Raw genomic sequence first — 17,470 nt, forward strand, 5'->3', positions numbered from 1 at the left:
AGCGACGTAAGTCGCGATGAACCGAGCCCGCGCACCCGCCACGGCCCGCACACGCCAACAAGCGCGATCGCGACTTACGTCGCTCCCACACCGATCATCCCTGCCGCTCAAGCGTACCGCTCCAGAAACGCCAGCAACTGCGCTTCGTCCCAGATCTCGATGCCCAGTTCCTGCGCCTTGGCCAGCTTGGAACCGGCCGCTTCGCCGGCGACCACCAGATGCGTCTTCTTCGACACGCTGCCGGCGACCTTGGCGCCAAGCGCCTCGAGCTTCTCGCCGGCCTCGTCGCGACTCATCGCGGCCAGGCCGCCGGTGAGCACGACGGTCTTGCCTTCGAGCGGGCCGGCGGGAGCGGCGACCTCTTCGGGCGTGATCGCCCGTAACGTCTCCAATGCTTCACCGCTGCGCGAGAGCAGTTGCGCGTTCGCCTCGTCCTCCAGCCACGCGGCGAAGGCGTTGGCCGAGTCGCTCGGCAGGCCGGCAGTGACGAAGTTGTGTACCGGCGCGTCCAGCAGCGCCGGCACGGAAGGGAAAGCGGACGCCAGCTGCTCGGCGCGCACGCGGGTGACCTTCGGAATCTCCAGGTCCACCAGCAGCGTGGCCAAGTCGAGGCCGGCGCGCAGCTTGCCGGACGGCGGACGCGTGTCGCCGATGACCACGCCGCGCGCCAGCAGGTCATCGATGGCCTGTTGATTGCCGGGCTGATCGAAGAAGTGGCCCAGTGAGCGCGCGACTTCGCCGCCGATGTCCGGGACGCGCTTGAACAGCGGCCACGGCAGGCGGCGGATCAGCTGCAGGTCGCCGAACCACTGCGCCAGCGCCTTGGCCGTGCTCTCGCCCACGTGCTGGATGCCCAGCCCGAACAGGAAGCGCTCCAGCGTGGTGTTTCGGCTGCGTTCGATGGCCTCGATCAGGTTTTCGGCCCACTTCGTCGCCACCTTGCCCGACTTCACCCCGCTCTTAGTAAGTGCGAGGGGCGTGGTGCCGTCGCGCTCGTCTGCGCGGCTTTTCATCTCGAGCAGATCGTCCACGGTCAGCTTGTAGAGATCGGCCACGTTCTGCACGAAGCCGAGGTCGCTGAGATCCTCGACGAAGCGCTCACCCAGCCCTTCGATATCCATCGCACGACGCGAGGCGAAATGGATGATCGATTCCTTACGCTGCGCCGGGCAGGTCAGCTCGCCGCTGCAACGCCAGACCGCTTCGCCTTCCTCGCGGACGATCTCCGACCCACAGACCGGGCATTCGGTCGGCATCTGCCATTGCACGGTGCCGGCCGGGCGCCGCTCAGGCACCACACCGACGACCTCTGGGATCACGTCGCCGGCGCGGCGCACGATCACCGTGTCGCCGTTGCGCACGTCCAGGCGCGCCACCTGGTCGGCGTTGTGCAGGGTGGCGCGGGTGACGGTCACCCCGCCGACGTGCACGGGTTGCATCAGCGCCCACGGCGTTACCGCGCCGGTGCGGCCGACGTTGACCTCGATGGACTCCAGCACCGTCATCTGTTCCTGCGCCGGGAACTTGTGCGCGATCGCCCAGCGCGGCGCGCGCGAGACAAACCCCATCTCGCGCTGCCCTTCCCCGTCGTCCAGCTTGTAGACCACGCCGTCGATGTCGAACGGCAGCCCATCGCGTGCCTCGCCGATGCGCCGGTAGTAGTCGAGCAGGCCGTCCACGCCTTCCACCACGTCGCTCAGGCTGCTGACCGGGAAGCCCCAGCCGCGCAGCTGCTTCAGCGTGGCCGAATGCGAATCCGGCAGCTCGCCGCCTTCGACAAGGCCGGTGCCGTAGGCGAAGAACGCCAGCGGCCGCTGCGCGGTGATGCGCGGGTCCAACTGGCGCAGCGAGCCGGCGGCGCCATTGCGCGGGTTCGCCAGCACCTTGCCGCCGTGCTTGCGCGCGTGCTCGTTGTATTTCTCGAAGTCGGCGCGCGGCATGTAGACCTCGCCGCGCACTTCCAGCACGGCGGGCCAGCCGGTGCCGCGCAGGGTCAGCGGGATGGCTTTGATGGTGCGCAGGTTGAGGGTGACGTCCTCGCCGGTGGCGCCGTCGCCGCGGGTCGCGCCCTGGACGAAGGCGCCGTTCTCGTACCGCAGGCTGATAGCCAGGCCGTCCAGCTTCGGCTCGGCCGAGAACCGCAAGGCCGGGCGCTTGAGCTTGTCGGCGATGCGGCGGACGAAATCCTGCACTTCCTCGTCGCTGAAGGCATTGCCCAGCGACAGCATGGGGATGGCGTGGCGGACTTCGGCGAACTTGCCGGCCGGCGCATTGCCCACGCGCTGGGTGGGCGAATCGGCGGTGACCAGGTCGGGGTGCGCGGCTTCCAGTTCGTCCAGTGCGCGCAGCAGGCGGTCGTACTCGGCGTCTGGGATGCTGGGTTCGTCGAGGACGTGGTAGCGGTAATTGGCATCCTCCAGCTGACGGCGGAGGTCGGCGATACGGGCGGCAGGGGTCGGCGGCGTCATGTGTGAATTCTAAGGCCGCGGGCCGTGACGGGAGGTGCAGGCCGGGCGGGTCGAGGGCCGCCCCTGCCTTCCGTCGCGTGGCGTTGCCGGGTCCACCGTCGGGCGATGGCGCTGGGAGCCCCATCGATGGGGCTCGGAGTGCGATCGATGGAGCTCGGAATGTGATCGATGGAGCTCGGAATGTGATCGATGGAGCTGGGAGTGTGATCGATGGAGCTGGGAGTGTGATCGATCGGGCTCGGAGTGCGATCGATCGGGCTCGGAGTGTGATCGATGGAGCTCGGAATGTGATCGATCGGGCTCGGAAAGTGATCGATCGGGCTCGGAATGTGATCGATGGGGCTCGGAATGTGATCGATCGAGCTCGGAGTGTGATCGATGGGGCTCGGAGTGTAATCGATGGAGCTCAGAAAGCCATCGATGGGGCTCCGAGCTCCATGGATGGAGCGCAGAGTGCCATCTCATGCGGGGAATGTGAGAAACACGACCCGTGGAACGCCCGCTGCGGGCCAGGTCAGGCGTGGAACGGGTACAGCACGTCCCGTTCCATGGCATGCAACTCCAAGGCGCCGTCGTCAGCGGGAAAACCGGTGGCACCGTCAGTCACGGCATGCCCGCGCCCACCGTCATGCGCACCGGGATGCCAGCGGGATCGAACCCGTCCAGGCAATAGACGTTGATGCCGTAGTAGTCCGGGGTGACGCGTTTGCGGTGGAACGGGTAGATGCCGCACACCTTGCAGAAGTGGTGGTGCGCGGTATGGGTGTGGAACTGGTACTCGGCCAGCGCCTCCGAGCCCGTCAGCAGGCGGAAGGCGCTCTCGTGCACCTTCACCATCAGCGCGTTCTTCTTGCGGCAGAGGGAGCAGTCGCACTGCGTCAGCTCGGGAAAGTCGCTCTCGATCTCGAAGCGGATGGCGCCGCAATGGCAACGGCCGGCGTAGGTCTGCAGGGGGCGGCTCATGCGTCGTCCCACTGCGCCAGATGCAGCAACACCCCCGCCGGGTCCCAGACGTACGTCACCAGGGCGCCGTAGTCCTCGTGCCTGGGCGGCGCGACGCGGGCTTCACCGAACGCACCACTAACCAACACTGTGGCGATTTGCGCGTGGCACGCGGCGGCATCGGCCACGGTGATGTGCAGCATCGTGTTCTCCAACCAGTCCTTCTGGTAGTAGCGCTGCAGATAGAAGCTGTGTGCGCCGTTCGTCATCCGGGCCAGTTGGTCGTCGAGATAGTCCGTCGTCCAGCCGAGGGCTTCATAGAAAGCCCGGGAGACGTCGAAGTCCTTGCTGCCGATGAAGGGGCGGACGTCGGTGAGTTTCAGGTCGATCATCGGGAGGCCTCATCCAGCGGGCAGGAAACGCGTGACCTTCTGCTTCAACAGGCGGACCAGCTCAGGGTCCATGTATTCGTACTCGTCCGGGATATCCAAGCAGACCACCCGCGCACCCTTGAGGTGGGAACCGAACTTCGCCGACAGGCGGTTTCGGTGCGCCTTCTCCATCACGAAGACAATATCCGCCCACGCCAGCAACTCGGGCGACACCGGCACTTCCGCATCGTTGCCTAGCCCTGCCGACGCGGTCTCGATACCCGGCCAATCGGCGAACACCTGCTCCGCCGTCGGGCTGCGCAGGCGGTTCTGGGTGCAGATGAAGAGGATGTTGCGGGGCATGGGGCAGTGTGCGGGATGTCGAAAGGGTCGTCCAAGGCCTGCGTGGCGGCCGTAGGCTGGGTTGGAGCGCAGCGTAAACCCAGCGATTCCCACGAATGTACGAGTGCTGGGTTTCCGCTTCGCTCCAACCCAGCCTACGGTGCATTCCTTTATTTCGGGCACCGCAGGATCTTTTCCATCGCCTTCCCTTTCGCCAGCTCGTCCACCAGCTTGTCGAGGTAGCGAATCTTCTGCATCAGCGGATCTTCAACCTCTTCGACCCGCACGCCGCAGACCACGCCGGTAATCAGCGACGCATGGGGATGCAGGCGGGGTGCTTCGGCGAAGAAGGTCTGGAAATCCGTCTTCGCCTCGATCTGCCTCGCCAGCCCGGCCGCGTCGTACCCCGTCAGCCAGCCGATGACCTCGTCGACCTCTTCCTTCGAGCGCCCTTTGCGCTCGGCCTTCTGCACGTAGAGCGGATACACGCTGGCGAAGGAGGTGGTGAAGATGCGGTGCGACATCGAAAAACCTCCACGGACGGACCCAACCGTCGTTGTCATAGGTTGGGTGAGCTAAGCGAACCCCAACACGTGATCTTTATCCGTTGAAGAAGCGGGAGCGGCTCTGGCCATGTTGGGCTTCGCTTCGCTCACCCCAACCTATGCGCTACTTCACTACCAAACGAACCTGCGCGCCGTCGGGCAGTTGATCGACCTGCTTGGCGATCGAGCCGGATGCAGAAATGAGTTCTTCAAGCGACATGGTGGCGAGATTGTCTCCACCGTATTGGCCTCCCAACGCACCGGGGATCTTCAGGCAGTACTTGAATCCTGGACGGAGCGGACCCCATCGTTCCTTTGCCTGCCGCGTCAGTTCGGTCATGCTCCAATCGCGCAGGAAGTCCTGATCGCTGGAGAGCGTATCGAGCTCGGACCTGGAAGCCGCAATCACCCTGCAGTACAGATCTTCGGGGCAGAGACGCCAGTAGCGTTCCTCAACGTCCTTGACGATGAGATTCCCGAACGCGTTCTCGCCGACCACGAGCAGCGGCTTCAAACCGGTCCAGCCCCAGGACGCCTCGATGATGGCGACCAGCTGCATGCGGCGTTAGTGAATGCACCGCACGATCTTCATGCTCACCACCGCGGCGCCTTCGTCAGCGGCGGCGCTTCGTGCTGGCGGTCGTACGCACGCAGCTCTTCGCGGATGTGCTGGATGCGCTGGCGGCCGAGGGTGTTGCGGCTGTCGTCGAGGACCACGCCACCGAGCAGTTCGGCCATGCGTTCGACGTTGGGCAGCATCTTCTCCCAGGCCTCCAGTGCGGTCATCGGTGCCGGCAGGGTCAGGAAGAAGGCGATGGCCGGGGTTTCCAGCTCGCGGATGTGGGCCATGTCGAAGCTGCCCGGCTGCATGATGTTGGCCATGCTGAAGACCGGGCCGCGTTCCGGGTGGCCTTCCACCAGGCGGTGGAACACGTTCATGTGGCCGAAGGTCAGGCCGGTCTTCTCGGCGGCGACCACGATGTCCTCGCCGCGCAGCACGTGCCCGGCCTTGGCCGCGACGTAGAGCGAGACGATCTTGTCGAAATCCTGGCTGGGCCGCTTGCCCAGGTCGTTCTCCACCCCGGCGACCGGCGTGCCGCCCGGCAGGCCGAGTTCCGGCTGGCTGACGCGCTCGCCGCTGTAGTCCTGCACCTGTTCGCTGGTGTCGTCGCCGGCGAGGCTGGGCTCGACGCGCGCGGTGTCGCGCTCGGCGGTCTCGATGCGGCGGCCCTGGCTGGGCTTCTTGGGACGGCCGAACAGGAAGATCGCGACCAGCAGCAGGACGCCGGCGACGAGGATTCCGATACGAAGCATGGCCATGTCGGACACAGGGGATTCTCCGGCAGGTTGGGATCGATCAGGTGGTCAGGCGGCGCCAGCCAGGCGGGCGGCCTCTTCCAGGTCCACCGACACCAGGCGGCTGACACCGGGTTCCCGCATGGTAACGCCACTGAGCTGGTGTGCGGCTTCCATCGTGGCCTTGTTGTGGGACACGAACAGGAACTGCACCTTCTCGCTCATCTCCTTCACCATGTTGGTGAAGCGGCCGACGTTGGCTTCGTCCAGCGGCGCATCCACCTCGTCCAGCAGGCAGAACGGCGCGGGATTGAGCTGGAAGATGGCGAATACGAGCGCTACCGCGGTCATCGCCTTCTCGCCGCCGGACAGCAGCGAGATGTTGGACACGCGCTTGCCCGGTGGCCGCGCCATGATGGCGACGCCGGTGTCCAGCAGGTCCTCGCCGGTCAGTTCCAGGTAGGCGTGGCCGCCGCCGAACAGGCGCGGATACAGTTGCTGCACGCCGGCGTTGACGCGATCGAAGGTGTCCTTGAAGCGGCCGCGGGTCTCGCGGTCGATCTTGCGGATGGCTTCCTCCAGCGTCTCCAGCGCGCTGGTGAGGTCGGCGTTCTGGGCTTCCAGGTACTCGGAGCGCTGGCTGGCTTCGCCGTACTCGTGGATGGCGGCCAGGTTGACCGGCTCCAGCCGGCGCATGCGGCCGTCGATCTGGGTGACGGCCTGCTCCCACTCGCGGATGTCGGCGACGTCCGGCAGCGTGTTGATCACGTCCTCCAGCACGAAGCCACCGGCCACGACCGCTTCGGACAGCTGCTCGGCCTTCAATGCGAGCGCCTGCTGGTCCAGCTTGCGCTGCGAGATGCGCTCGCGCTGGGCCAGCGCCTGCTCATCGCGCTGCTGGCGGGTCTGTTCGTACTGGCGCAGTTCGTTGTCGATGCCCTCCAGCAGCGCGCGCGCCTCGGCCAGTTGGCGATCGGCGGTGACGCGGTGCTCCAGGGCGGCCTGGCGCTGGGCATCGAGCTCCTGCACCGGCGAATCGCCCTCGTTGAGCTGCAAGGTGAGCTCTTCCAGCCGCGAATCCAGCTGGCCGCGCTGGCCGCCCATGCGGTCCAGGGCCTGGCTCAGCGAGACGATCTGGGCGCGCTGCGACTCCAGCGTCAACGCCAGGGCGTGAGCGGTATCGCGTGAAGTGCGCGCCGCTTCGCGGGCCTGGTCGCGGGCGTCGACGCGCTCGCGGCGCTCGCTTTCCAGGGCCTGGCGCGCCGCTTCCAGATCGCCCATGCGGCCGACAGCGTCCTCCAGCTTGCTGCGGGCCTCGCGCGCCTGCTCCCGGCTCGCGTCCAGGGTTTCGACGAGCTGCGCGATCTCGCCGTCGATGCGTTCGATGCGGGTGCGGGTGGCGTCGACGCGGCCCTGCTGGCTCTGCAGCTGGCCGGCCAGTTCGGACACGGCGCGGTGGGCCATGTACAGCGCGCGCTGGGCGTCTTCGCGCTGCTGCTCGGCGGCCAGCAACTGGTCGCGCAAGGTCGCCAGGCGCTCTTCCAGTTCGGCTTCGCGCGCCTGCAATGTTTCGATCTCGCCGCGCAGCGATTGGATCTCGCGCTCGCGCAGCAGCGCACCCTGCTTGGCTGCGCCGGAGCGCAGCACGCGCACCCAGCCGTCACCCAAGCGTTCGCCATGGCGGGTGATGACGGAATCGCCCTCGGGCAGCTGTGCCTGCAGGCGACGCGCCTCGGCCAGATCGTCGGCGACATGCAGGCGGGCCAGCAGCCGGCGGATGGCGGCCGGGCCCTGCACCTTGGCGGCCAGCGAAGTGGGTGCGACGACCACCTCGCCCGCTTCGCCCGACACCAGCGCGATGCGGCCTTCGCCGAGTTCGCCCAGCGCGTCGACCAGGGATTCGGGCGCATCGACCAGCACGCCTTCGATCAACTGGCCCAGCGCGCCTTCGACGGCGTTCTCCCAGCCCGGCTCGACCGTGAGCCTCTCGCCCACGCGCGCCGCGCTGTCCAGGCCGCGCGCCTGCAACCAGCTCATCGCCGCGCCCTGCTCCTGGCCGAGCGCGGCGTGCTGCAGCGTCTCCAACGAGGACAGGCGGCCACGGGCTTCCTGGGCGCGCTTGCGCACCTCGGACAACTCGGCCTGCGCGCCGCGCTGCTGTTCCTGCACGTCGTTGGCGCCCTGCTTGCGCGCCTCGACCTGCTCGGTCAGCGTCTCCAGCGATTCCTTCTGGGTGTCGTGCTGCATCTGCAGCTGTTCGAACGCGCTCGCCAGTGCATCGAGGTCCAGGCCGGCGCGCTCGTTCGCCAGCGCCTCGCGGCGGCGATCGGCTTCGAGGGCCTGGCGATCGAGGTAGTCCACGCGCGTGCGCTCCACGTCGCCGGCGCGCGAGGCCTCGGCGGTCTCGCGGCTGTGGGTTTCCCAGCGCTGCTGCCAGTCGGCCAGCGCGGCTTCCGCTTCGCGCAGGGCGTCCTGGCGCATGAGGTCTTCCTCACGCAATTGTTCGAGTTGCGGCTCGGCGTCGGCGACCGATTCCCGCAGCACCGCCAGCCGGGTCTCGTCGCCGCTGATGTGCTGGCCGAGTTCCTGCAGGGCGTTGTGGGCCTCGTCGCGCGCCTTCTTCAGGCGTTCGGCCAAGTCCCGCTGGTGCTGGATCTGTTGCTCGATGCGCGCCAGCGTGCTGCCGACCTGGTAGACCTCGCCTTGCGCACGGTTCAACGCCTCGGCGGCTTCCTCGCGGCGCACACGGTCGGTTTCCAGCAGGCGCTCGGCTTCGCGCTGTTCGGCGATCAGCTGTTGCAGCTTGGTCTCTTCCTGGCCCAGCTTCTCGCGCAGGCCCTGCAGCCGGCCGTCTAGGCCGCGGTACTCCAGCGCCTTCCATTCGGCGTCCTTGATGCGGCGCTCTTCCTGCAAGGCCTTGTACTGCTCGGCCTGCTTGGCCTGGCGCTTGAGGTGTTCGAGCTGCTTACCGATCTCTTCGCGCAAGTCGTTGAGGCGGTCCAGGTTCTCGCGGGTGTGGCGGATGCGGGTCTCCGTTTCCTTGCGGCGCTCCTTGTACTTGGAGATGCCGGCGGCCTCTTCCAAATAGATGCGCAGGTCTTCCGGGCGCGCCTCGATGATCTGGCTGATCATGCCCTGCTCGATGATCGAGTAGCTGCGCGGGCCCAGGCCGGTGCCGAGGAACAGGTCGGTGATATCGCGACGGCGGCACTTGGTACCGTTGAGGTAGTAGTTGCTCTGGCCGTCGCGGCTGACCTGGCGCTTGACCGAGATTTCGTTGAACGCGGCGAACTCACCACTGATGGCGTGGTCGCTGTTGTCGAAGATCAGCTCTACCGTGGCCTGGCTGACCGGCTTGCGCGCGGAGCTGCCGGAAAAGATCACGTCGGTCAGCGAGTCACCGCGCAGGCGACTGGCCGAGCTCTCGCCCATCACCCAGCGCACGGCGTCGATGATGTTCGACTTGCCGCAGCCGTTCGGTCCGACCACGCCGGTCATGTTGGTCGGCAGGTGGAGCACGGTGGGATCGACGAACGACTTGAAACCGGACAGCTTGATGGTGGAAAGGCGCATGCGGCGGTGTCTTCCGGGCACCGCGACCGGACCGGGCCGGCGCGCTGCCGCAAGTGTGTAATGGGATCAGCTTTGATTGCCAATCTATTGATTTATATGGTAATCCGGTGCACCCGAAGGCGCACCAACCGATGAGTATAGCGGCCCCCGCCACAGTGTGCCCGGGGCTCCCAGTGCCGTACGCCGCCCAGGGCGCGAAGTACGGGAAAGGTTCCCGCCTGTTAGCATCGCAGGCCGCTCCACCCCTCCCCCTCTCCCACGCAACGGCCCACATTCCGTGTCTCTTTTTGCATCCGTCGAACTGGTGCCCGGCGACCCCATCCTGGGGCTGACCGAGGCTTTCAACGCCGATCCCCGTACCCAGAAGGTCAACCTGGGCGTCGGCATCTATTACGACGAACAGGGCCGCATTCCCCTGCTCGACTGCGTGCGCCAGGTGGAACAGGCGCTGGCCGCCGCCGCCAAACCGCGCGGCTACCTGCCGATCGACGGCCTGGCCGCGTACGACGCCGCGACCCGTGAGCTGGTGTTCGGGACAGAGTCGGCCCTCGTGGCCGCCGGCCGCGTGGCCACCACCCAGACCGTCGGCGGCAGCGGTGCGCTGCGCGTCGGCGCGGATCTGCTGAAGAAGCTACTGCCGCACGCCACCGTGGCGATCAGCAACCCCAGCTGGGAGAACCACCGCGCGGTGTTCGGTGCGGCCGGCTTCGATATCGTCGACTACACCTACTTCGACGCCGCCACGCACGGCCTGGATTTCGCCGGCCTGCTCGCCGACCTGGGCCAGCTGAAGCCCGGCACCGTGGTGCTGCTGCACGCGTGCTGCCACAACCCCACAGGCGCCGACCTGACGGTCGAACAGTGGAAGCAGGTGGCGGGCGTGCTGAAGGAGCGTGGCCTGTTCCCCTTCATCGACATGGCTTACCAGGGCTTTGACCAGGGCATCGCCGAGGATGGCGCGGCCGTGCGGATCATTGCCGAGGCCGGCATCGACAGCTTCGTGGTCGCCAACTCCTATTCCAAGTCGTTCTCGCTGTACGGCGAACGCGTCGGCGCGCTGTCCGTGGTGGCCCCGGATGCCACCGCCGCCAAAGCGGTGCAGTCGCAGGTCAAGCGCATCATCCGCACGATCTACTCTAGCCCTTCCACGCACGGTGCCGCGCTGGTGGCCGGCGTGCTATCCAGCCCCGAGCTGCGCGCCCTGTGGGAAGTCGAACTGGGCAACATGCGCGAGCGCATCCACGCGCTGCGTGCCGGTCTGGTCGACAAGCTGGCGGCGCTCGGCGCGCCGGAGTTCGCCTTCATCCAGCAGCAGGCGGGCATGTTCTCGTATTCCGGCCTGGGCAAGGCGCAGGTGGATCGCCTGCGCGACGAGTTCGGCATCTACGCCGTCGGCACCGGCCGCATCTGCGTGGCGGCGTTGAACCAGCAGAACCTGGACTACGTGGCGCGGGCCGTACACGCCGTCAGCCGCAGCTGAGCGCAGCGCACGCGCAACGGAAAGGGAGGCTTCGGCCTCCCTTCTTTGTTCACCCCAACCGCAACCCGCTCTCCGGATCGAAGAAATGCGGCACGGCGTTCTCGACGGTCACCCGCAGCACCTGGCCCGGCTCGGGCAGGTGCTGCGGCGGCATGCGCGCGACCAACGCGTGCCCGGCGTAGGACAGATTGACGAAGACCTCGTTGCCTACCGGCTCGATCAACTCGACCTGCGCCTCGAACGCCGGTTTGCCGATGCCCGCGGGCTGCAGGTGTTCCGGACGCAGCCCCATCGCCACGCGCCGGCCTAGCCAGGCGTCGGCGACCGCCGTGGGCGACAGCGGCAGCGTCGCACCGTCGTCGAGCACCAGGCGCAAGCCATCCTGCTGCCGCAGCGTGCCCTGCAGGACGTTCATCGCCGGGCTGCCGAGGAAGCCGGCGACGAACAGGTTCGCCGGCCGTTCGTACAACGCCATGGGCGTATCGATCTGCTGGATCTCGCCATCCTTCAGCACCACGATGCGCTGGCCGAGCGTCATCGCCTCGACCTGGTCGTGGGTCACGTAGACCATCGTCGCGCCGAGTTGGCGATGCAGGCGGCCGATCTCGGTGCGCACGGAATGGCGCAGCTTGGCATCGAGGTTGGACAGCGGTTCGTCCAGCAGGAACACCGAAGGCTCGCGCACGAGCGCGCGCCCGAGCGCCACGCGCTGGCGCTGTCCGCCGGACATCTCGCGCGGCAGCTTGCCCAGCATGTGGGTCATGCCCAGCGTGTCGGCTGTGGCGTTGACACGGCGGTCGATCTCGGCGCGCGGGACGCCGCGCAACTTCAGGCCGAACGCGAGGTTCTCGGCCACGGTCATGTGCGGGTACAGCGCATAACTCTGGAACACCATCGCGATGTCGCGATCCTTGGGCGCCATGTCGTTCACGCGGCGGCCGCCGATCAGCAGGTTGCCGTCGGTGATGTCCTCCAGGCCGGCAATCATCCGCAGCAGCGTGGACTTGCCGCAGCCGGATGGCCCCACCAGCACCATGAGCTCGCCGTCGGCGATCTCGAAACTGGCCCCGTGCACGGCCACCTGGCCGTTGTCGTACACCTTGCGCACGCGGTCGAGTTGGACACTGGCCATCACTGCTCCGGTCGGGCATCGCCCGTCTGCTGGGTTGCCGCCGCCGGGCCCCTCCCGGTCGCAGCCGTCGCCCTCGCGGGCGACGCATTCGCTTCCCGTTCCGTGGGCGGGGAAGATGGGCTATTCTGCCATGTAACCGTTTTCACAACGCAAGCGGCCCCGGTGCCGATGTCCTGAAGTCTCCACCGCACGTGCGTCGCCCATGCGTCCAACCCTCTCCCGCTCGCCTGCACCCCCACCGGCCCACGCTGCCATCGCGCATACGTATACGCATGGCCCACGCGCGGGAACGACGGCCTCCCCGCAACGCGGGTGCGCGCTATCATGCGCCGCCCACGCGACGTGGCCTCTCCACGGCAATACAGGATCGACCAGGCGAATGCAGCGGATCAGTTTCGGAAGCCACACTGCAGCGAACAGGATGTTTTCCGCATGAGCCACGCCGACCGCGTCCTCCTCGCCGATATCGGCGGCACCAATGCACGCTTCGCCCTGGCGGATCCGAACGCCGCGGTGCCCTTGCTCGACGACAGCGTGCGCGAGTTCGTGGTCGCCGATTTTCCGTCGCTCGCCGATGCCGCGCAGCATTATCTCGACGAGACCGGCGCCACCGCGCAGAACGGGGTGTTCGCCGTCGCCGGCCGCGTCGATGGCGATGAAGCGCGTATCACCAACCACCCCTGGGTGATCTCGGTGAACCGCACGCGCCAAGCGCTCGGTTTCCAGGGCCTGAAGCTGGTCAACGATTTCGCCGCGCAAGCCATGGCGGTCTCGCTGCTGACACCGCGCGACGTGGTCGCCATCGGTGGCGCGCAATGGACGCCCGCACCGCTGTCGGTAGCGCGCACCTACGCCGTCATCGGCCCGGGCACTGGCCTGGGCGTCGCCGCGCTGGTGATCCGCGACGGCCGCGCGTATCCGCTGGAAACCGAGGGCGGACACGTCAGCTTCCCGCCAGGCACGCCGGAAGAGATCCGCATTCTCGAAATCCTCTCCGCCCAGTTCGGCCGCGTGTCGAACGAGCGGCTGATCTGCGGCCCCGGCCTGGTCAACCTGTATCGCGCGTTGAGCGAGATCGCCGGCGAAGATCCGGGCGGTCCGCTGGAACCGAAGGATGTCACCGCGCGCGCTGCCGCCGGCGATCCGCGCTGCGTGCGCACGCTGGATGTGTTCTGCGCGGTGTTCGGCGCGATCGCGGGCGACCTGGTGCTCACCACCGGCGCCTGGGATGGCGTATTCCTCACCGGTGGCTTGGTACCCAAGTTGCTGTCATCGCTGCAGCACTCCGGCTTCCGCCAGCGCTTCGAACACAAAGGTCGTTTCTCGCCGGCGATGGCGCGCGTCCCCACGCTGGCGAATGTGCATCCGCGCCCCGGCCTGCTCGGTGCGGCGGCGTATGCGGTGGAACTGTTCGGCCCGGGGCAAGCCGCGCGCGCCTGAGGTTTCGCGCATTTGCGCGCTGCATCGCAGCACGATGACGCGTCGCGCACCAAGACTGGTCTTGCTTTGGTCGCTTTCGCGCCTGCGTCAAAGGCGGTAGAAAGCAGCATGCCGTCGCCGTCTTCCTCCGTCCTGCCGCTCCGCACGTGGAGCCCCGGGTGCGGCGCGCTTCTCACGACCTCTTCCGCCACGCCATGCAGAATGCCCACGTCTGCAGCCTAGCCCTACGCCCATGAGCCTGCACCCCCGCATCCAGGAAGTCACCGAACGCATCCGCCAGCGCAGTGCGCCGTTGCGCCGCGTCTACCTCGACGGCATCGACGCCGCCCACCGCGGAGGGCCGCAGCGCGAACGCCTGAGCTGCGGCAACCTGGCGCACGCCTTCGCTGCCTGCGGCCCGACCGACAAGGGCCGCCTGCGCGCCGAGGCCACGCCCAACCTCGGCATCATCAACGCCTATAACGACATGCTGTCGGCGCACCAGCCGTTCGAGCATTATCCGGAGATCATCCGCCGGGTCGCGCGCGACCTCGGCGCTACCGCGCAGGTCGCCGGTGGCGTACCCGCGATGTGCGACGGTGTGACCCAGGGCCGTCCCGGCATGGAGCTGTCCCTGTTCTCTCGCGATGTGATTGCTCAAGCCACGGCGATCTCGCTCAGCCACGACATGTTCGATGCCGCGCTCTACCTTGGCGTGTGCGACAAGATCGTCCCCGGCCTGCTCATCGGCGCACTCGCCTTTGGCCATCTGCCGGCGGTGTTCGTGCCGGCCGGCCCGATGGCGCCGGGCATTCCGAACAAGGAAAAAGCCGCCGTCCGCGAGCGTTACGCCGCCGGCCAGGCCACGCGCGAGGAACTGCTGGAAGCCGAGGCCGCGAGCTATCACGCGCCCGGTACGTGCACGTTCTATGGCACCGCGAATTCCAACCAGGTGCTGCTGGAAGCGATGGGCCTGCAGCTGCCGGGCACGTCGTTCGTCAATCCCGACCAGCCGCTGCGCGACGTGCTGACCCGCGCCGCCGCCGAGCGGGCCCTGCGGATCACCGCGCTGGGCGACGACTACCGCCCGATCGGTCGCCTCATCGACGAGCGCGCCATCGTCAACGCCATGGCGGCGCTGATGGCGACCGGCGGTTCCACCAACCACACGATCCACTGGATCGCGGTCGCGCGCTCGGCCGGCGTGATCCTGACCTGGGACGACATGGACCTGATCGCGCAGACGGTGCCGCTGCTGTCACGCGTCTACCCCAACGGCGAGGCCGACGTGAACCGCTTCGCGGCCGCAGGCGGCACCCAGTTCGTGTTCCGCGAACTGCTCGACGCCGGCCTGATGCACGACCTGCCGACGATCGTGCCCGGCGGCATGCGCGCGTTTTGCGACGAACCGCGGCTACAGGATGGCCGCTTGGCCTATGCGCCCGGCATCGCGCAGAGCGCGGACGAGAATGTGGTGCGTCCGGTGGCGCGCGCGTTCGAAGCGCAGGGCGGCCTGCGTCTGCTGCGCGGCAACCTCGGCCGCTCGCTGATCAAGACCTCGGCGGTGAAACCGGAGTACCGCTTCATCGAAGCGCCCGCCGTCGTCGTCGACGATCCGCGCGCGCTCAACAAGCTGCACGCCGCGGGCGCGCTGCCGCAGGATTTCGTCGCCGTGGTCCGCTACCAGGGGCCGCGCGCCAACGGCATGCCGGAACTGCATTCGCTGGCGCCGCTGCTGGGCCTGCTGCAGAACCAGGGGCGCCGCGTGGCGCTGGTGACGGACGGCCGCCTCTCCGGCGCCTCGGGCAAGATCCCCGCCGCTATCCACCTGACGCCGGAAGCCGCCCGCGGTGGCCCACTCGCGAAGCTACGCGAAGGCGACATCCTGCGTCTGGATGCCGAGGCCGGCACGCTGGAAGCGCTCGTCGATGCCGACGAGTGGGCCGCACGCGAGATCGCACCCAATACCTCGCCCGCGGCGCTGGACCTGGGCCGCAACCTGTTCGCGATCAATCGCGACGTCGTTACTGCGGCGGATCGGGGCGGCATGTCCATCTCCTGCGGCCTGCCGTTCCACGACGGCACTTGGGAGTACGACGCGGAATACGAGCTCGGCGACGCCGCGCTGGCGGCCGAAGCCCCGCACGAAGCCAAGGATGCTTGAACTTGCCCTCTCGCTTCGGGAGAAGGTGCCCGAAGGCGGATGAGGGGCGAACGCCAGGGTGGGGGTGAACTATCCTGACTTTCGTCGCCCCTCTCCCCAACCCCTCTCCCGATGGGAGAGGGGCTCACTCCAACTCATCGACACACCATGACCATCGAAGCCCGTCAGCAGAAAGCCGCCACCCTCCTCCATGCCGCCGGCATCCTGCCGGTCGTCACCGTGCACACGCTGGATGAAGCACGTCGCGTGTCCGAGGCCCTGCTCAAGGGCGGCCTGCCGGCGATCGAACTGACGCTGCGCACTCCGGTGGCGATGGATGCGCTGGCGATGCTGAAGAAGGAGCTGCCGGATATAGTGATCGGCGCCGGTACGGTGCTGACCACGGAGCAGATGAAGCAATCCATCGATGCGGGTGCCGACTTCCTGGTCACGCCCGGCACACCGCCGGCGCTCGCCGATGCGCTGGCCGCCGCCGATATCCCGGTGGTGCCCGGCGCCGCCACGCCGACCGAACTGCTGGCGCTGATGGCGCGCGGCTTCCGCGTCTGCAAGCTGTTCCCGGCCACCGCGGTCGGCGGACTGGCGATGCTCAAGGGCCTGGCCGGCCCCCTGTCGGAGCTGAAGATCTGCCCCACCGGTGGCATCACCGAAGACACCGCGGCCGACTACCTGTCGCAGCCGAACGTCGTCTGCATCGGCGGTTCGTGGATGGTGCCGAAGGGCTGGTTGGACAACGGCGAGTGGGACAAGGTCACCGCCAGTTCGGCCAAGGCCGCCGCCATCGTCAAGGGTGTGCGCGGCTGAGCTTCGTTCTTTTTGTGGGAGCGACGTAAGTCGCGACCGCGAGAGCGAGCCGTCCTGGCATCGGGGTGCGGCGGCCTTCCCATGCAGATGAAACCGCTCTGCGTGATCTGGAGTTATGGGGACGCTGTCGTCGTACGGTCGCTACTCACGTCGCTCCTACAGTGGGACATGACGCTTGAGTTCCATCGCCAGCCCCTGTCGCCGCCAACCCACCGCCAGCGCGCCATACCAGCCAACCATCAGCAGGCCGAGCCACCACTCGAAGACGTTCTCCCAGCGATCCTTCGCTGAGGCATCCGCAACCACCAGCCCTGCCACGACGTTCGCGATGCCCAACCCCAGCATCGCGACCGCGACCCATGACATCCACGCGATGACGCGGGTCGGCAACGCATCCGTCCGCGAAGCGCGCCGCATCAGCGCCAACTGCGCGAGATAGCCGAAGCCGAAGTACACGACCACGCCGTAACGGCGCAGGAACCGGTAGGTCTCGCCATCGGTGCCGAGGAAGGTCGCGTAGACCGCGAGCGCGATGGCCGAAACCACACCCAGCACGACCATCCCGCCGCCGCCGCGCAACCAGCGGTGCGCCAGCAGCCAGACCAGTGCATGCAGCACCGCGCAGGGCATCACCAGCAACCGGAAGAGGTGGTTTCCCACGCCATGGCGTGCCGCCCGGCTGATCGAAACACAGCCCTCCAGGTACGGCACGCAGGCCAGCACGTGGCCCGCCTGGATCGACAGCAGGTAGGCCGTGTGCGCCGCGAGCAGGAATAGCAGTGCGATCAGCAGCGGCACTGGCCAGAGCGGGATGCGCGGGGTGTCGGCAACCATGGCGGCGACGCGGAGGGGGGGTGCCCGGCAATGTACTCCCTCCAACGACACGACGTGGAGCCAAGCTTGCTCGGCTCCACCAGGTCGAGCATGCATCGGC

13 protein-coding genes and 2 pseudogenes are annotated in these 17,470 nt (G+C 67.6%); 4 read left to right on the top strand and 11 right to left on the bottom strand.

The annotated features are described in order from the left end of the window. Positions 1-107: 107 nt before the first annotated feature. From AC23D6_RS11270 to smc, 9 genes and pseudogenes are all read right to left on the bottom strand, one after another. A pseudogene (locus AC23D6_RS11270) lies at positions 108-356 on the bottom strand (BRCT domain-containing protein); the annotation flags it as partial. A gap of 173 nt (positions 357-529) precedes the next feature. After that, positions 530-2,468, bottom strand: a pseudogene (gene ligA, locus AC23D6_RS11275) (NAD-dependent DNA ligase LigA); the annotation flags it as partial. 603 nt (positions 2,469-3,071) lie between these two features. Then, on the bottom strand, positions 3,072-3,431 hold the full coding sequence (locus AC23D6_RS11280; RefSeq protein ID WP_487749360.1) for a GFA family protein: 360 nt from the start codon (positions 3,429-3,431) through the stop codon (positions 3,072-3,074). Then, positions 3,428-3,802 (bottom strand): VOC family protein, encoded by a 375-nt coding sequence (locus tag AC23D6_RS11285; protein ID WP_487749361.1) that lies wholly within the window; start codon positions 3,800-3,802, stop codon positions 3,428-3,430. The genes AC23D6_RS11280 and AC23D6_RS11285 overlap by 4 nt, the downstream gene beginning before the upstream one ends. A gap of 9 nt (positions 3,803-3,811) precedes the next feature. Further along, entirely contained in the window at positions 3,812-4,144 is a 333-nt protein-coding gene (locus tag AC23D6_RS11290; protein ID WP_487749362.1) for a low molecular weight protein tyrosine phosphatase family protein, read from the bottom strand. Positions 4,145-4,293: 149 nt separating this feature from the next. Continuing rightward, positions 4,294-4,647, bottom strand: a complete 354-nt coding sequence (locus AC23D6_RS11295; protein WP_487749363.1) for a DUF2200 domain-containing protein — start codon at positions 4,645-4,647, stop codon at positions 4,294-4,296. A gap of 145 nt (positions 4,648-4,792) precedes the next feature. Beyond that, positions 4,793-5,227: a T6SS immunity protein Tdi1 domain-containing protein gene (locus AC23D6_RS11300; RefSeq protein ID WP_487749364.1), complete on the bottom strand. Its 435-nt coding sequence runs from the start codon at positions 5,225-5,227 to the stop codon at positions 4,793-4,795. Between the two features lie 35 nt (positions 5,228-5,262). Beyond that, on the bottom strand, positions 5,263-5,997 hold the full coding sequence (gene zipA / locus AC23D6_RS11305; RefSeq protein ID WP_487749365.1) for a cell division protein ZipA: 735 nt from the start codon (positions 5,995-5,997) through the stop codon (positions 5,263-5,265). A 36-nt stretch (positions 5,998-6,033) separates the two neighbouring features. After that, a complete protein-coding gene (smc, locus tag AC23D6_RS11310; protein WP_487749366.1) occupies positions 6,034-9,537 on the bottom strand; it encodes a chromosome segregation protein SMC in 3,504 nt (1,167 codons plus the stop codon). Positions 9,538-9,814: 277 nt separating this feature from the next. Between smc and AC23D6_RS11315 the strand changes: the two genes are divergently transcribed. Further along, a complete protein-coding gene (locus tag AC23D6_RS11315) occupies positions 9,815-11,017 on the top strand; it encodes an amino acid aminotransferase (protein ID WP_487749367.1) in 1,203 nt (400 codons plus the stop codon). Positions 11,018-11,066: 49 nt separating this feature from the next. On the opposite strand, the gene AC23D6_RS11320 is transcribed toward AC23D6_RS11315, so the two are convergent. Next, positions 11,067-12,149 (bottom strand): ABC transporter ATP-binding protein, encoded by a 1,083-nt coding sequence (locus AC23D6_RS11320; RefSeq protein ID WP_487749368.1) that lies wholly within the window; start codon positions 12,147-12,149, stop codon positions 11,067-11,069. Positions 12,150-12,581: 432 nt separating this feature from the next. Here AC23D6_RS11320 and glk point away from each other — a divergent pair, with 432 nt between their 5' ends. The 3 genes from glk to AC23D6_RS11335 all read left to right on the top strand — a co-directional run bounded on the left by glk (position 12,582) and on the right by AC23D6_RS11335 (position 16,536). Further along, complete coding sequence (gene glk, locus AC23D6_RS11325; RefSeq protein WP_487749369.1) at positions 12,582-13,589, top strand: glucokinase; 1,008 nt, start codon at positions 12,582-12,584, stop codon at positions 13,587-13,589. A 232-nt stretch (positions 13,590-13,821) separates the two neighbouring features. Beyond that, a complete protein-coding gene (gene edd / locus AC23D6_RS11330; RefSeq protein WP_487749370.1) occupies positions 13,822-15,732 on the top strand; it encodes a phosphogluconate dehydratase in 1,911 nt (636 codons plus the stop codon). A 147-nt stretch (positions 15,733-15,879) separates the two neighbouring features. After that, positions 15,880-16,536 (top strand): bifunctional 4-hydroxy-2-oxoglutarate aldolase/2-dehydro-3-deoxy-phosphogluconate aldolase, encoded by a 657-nt coding sequence (locus AC23D6_RS11335; RefSeq protein ID WP_487749371.1) that lies wholly within the window; start codon positions 15,880-15,882, stop codon positions 16,534-16,536. Between the two features lie 156 nt (positions 16,537-16,692). On the opposite strand, the gene AC23D6_RS11340 is transcribed toward AC23D6_RS11335, so the two are convergent. Beyond that, positions 16,693-17,370, bottom strand: coding sequence for a hypothetical protein (locus tag AC23D6_RS11340; protein WP_487749372.1), 678 nt, complete (start codon positions 17,368-17,370; stop codon positions 16,693-16,695). Between the last annotated feature and the right edge of the window lie 100 nt (positions 17,371-17,470).

The organism is Pseudoxanthomonas sp. G3, assembly GCF_057654715.1.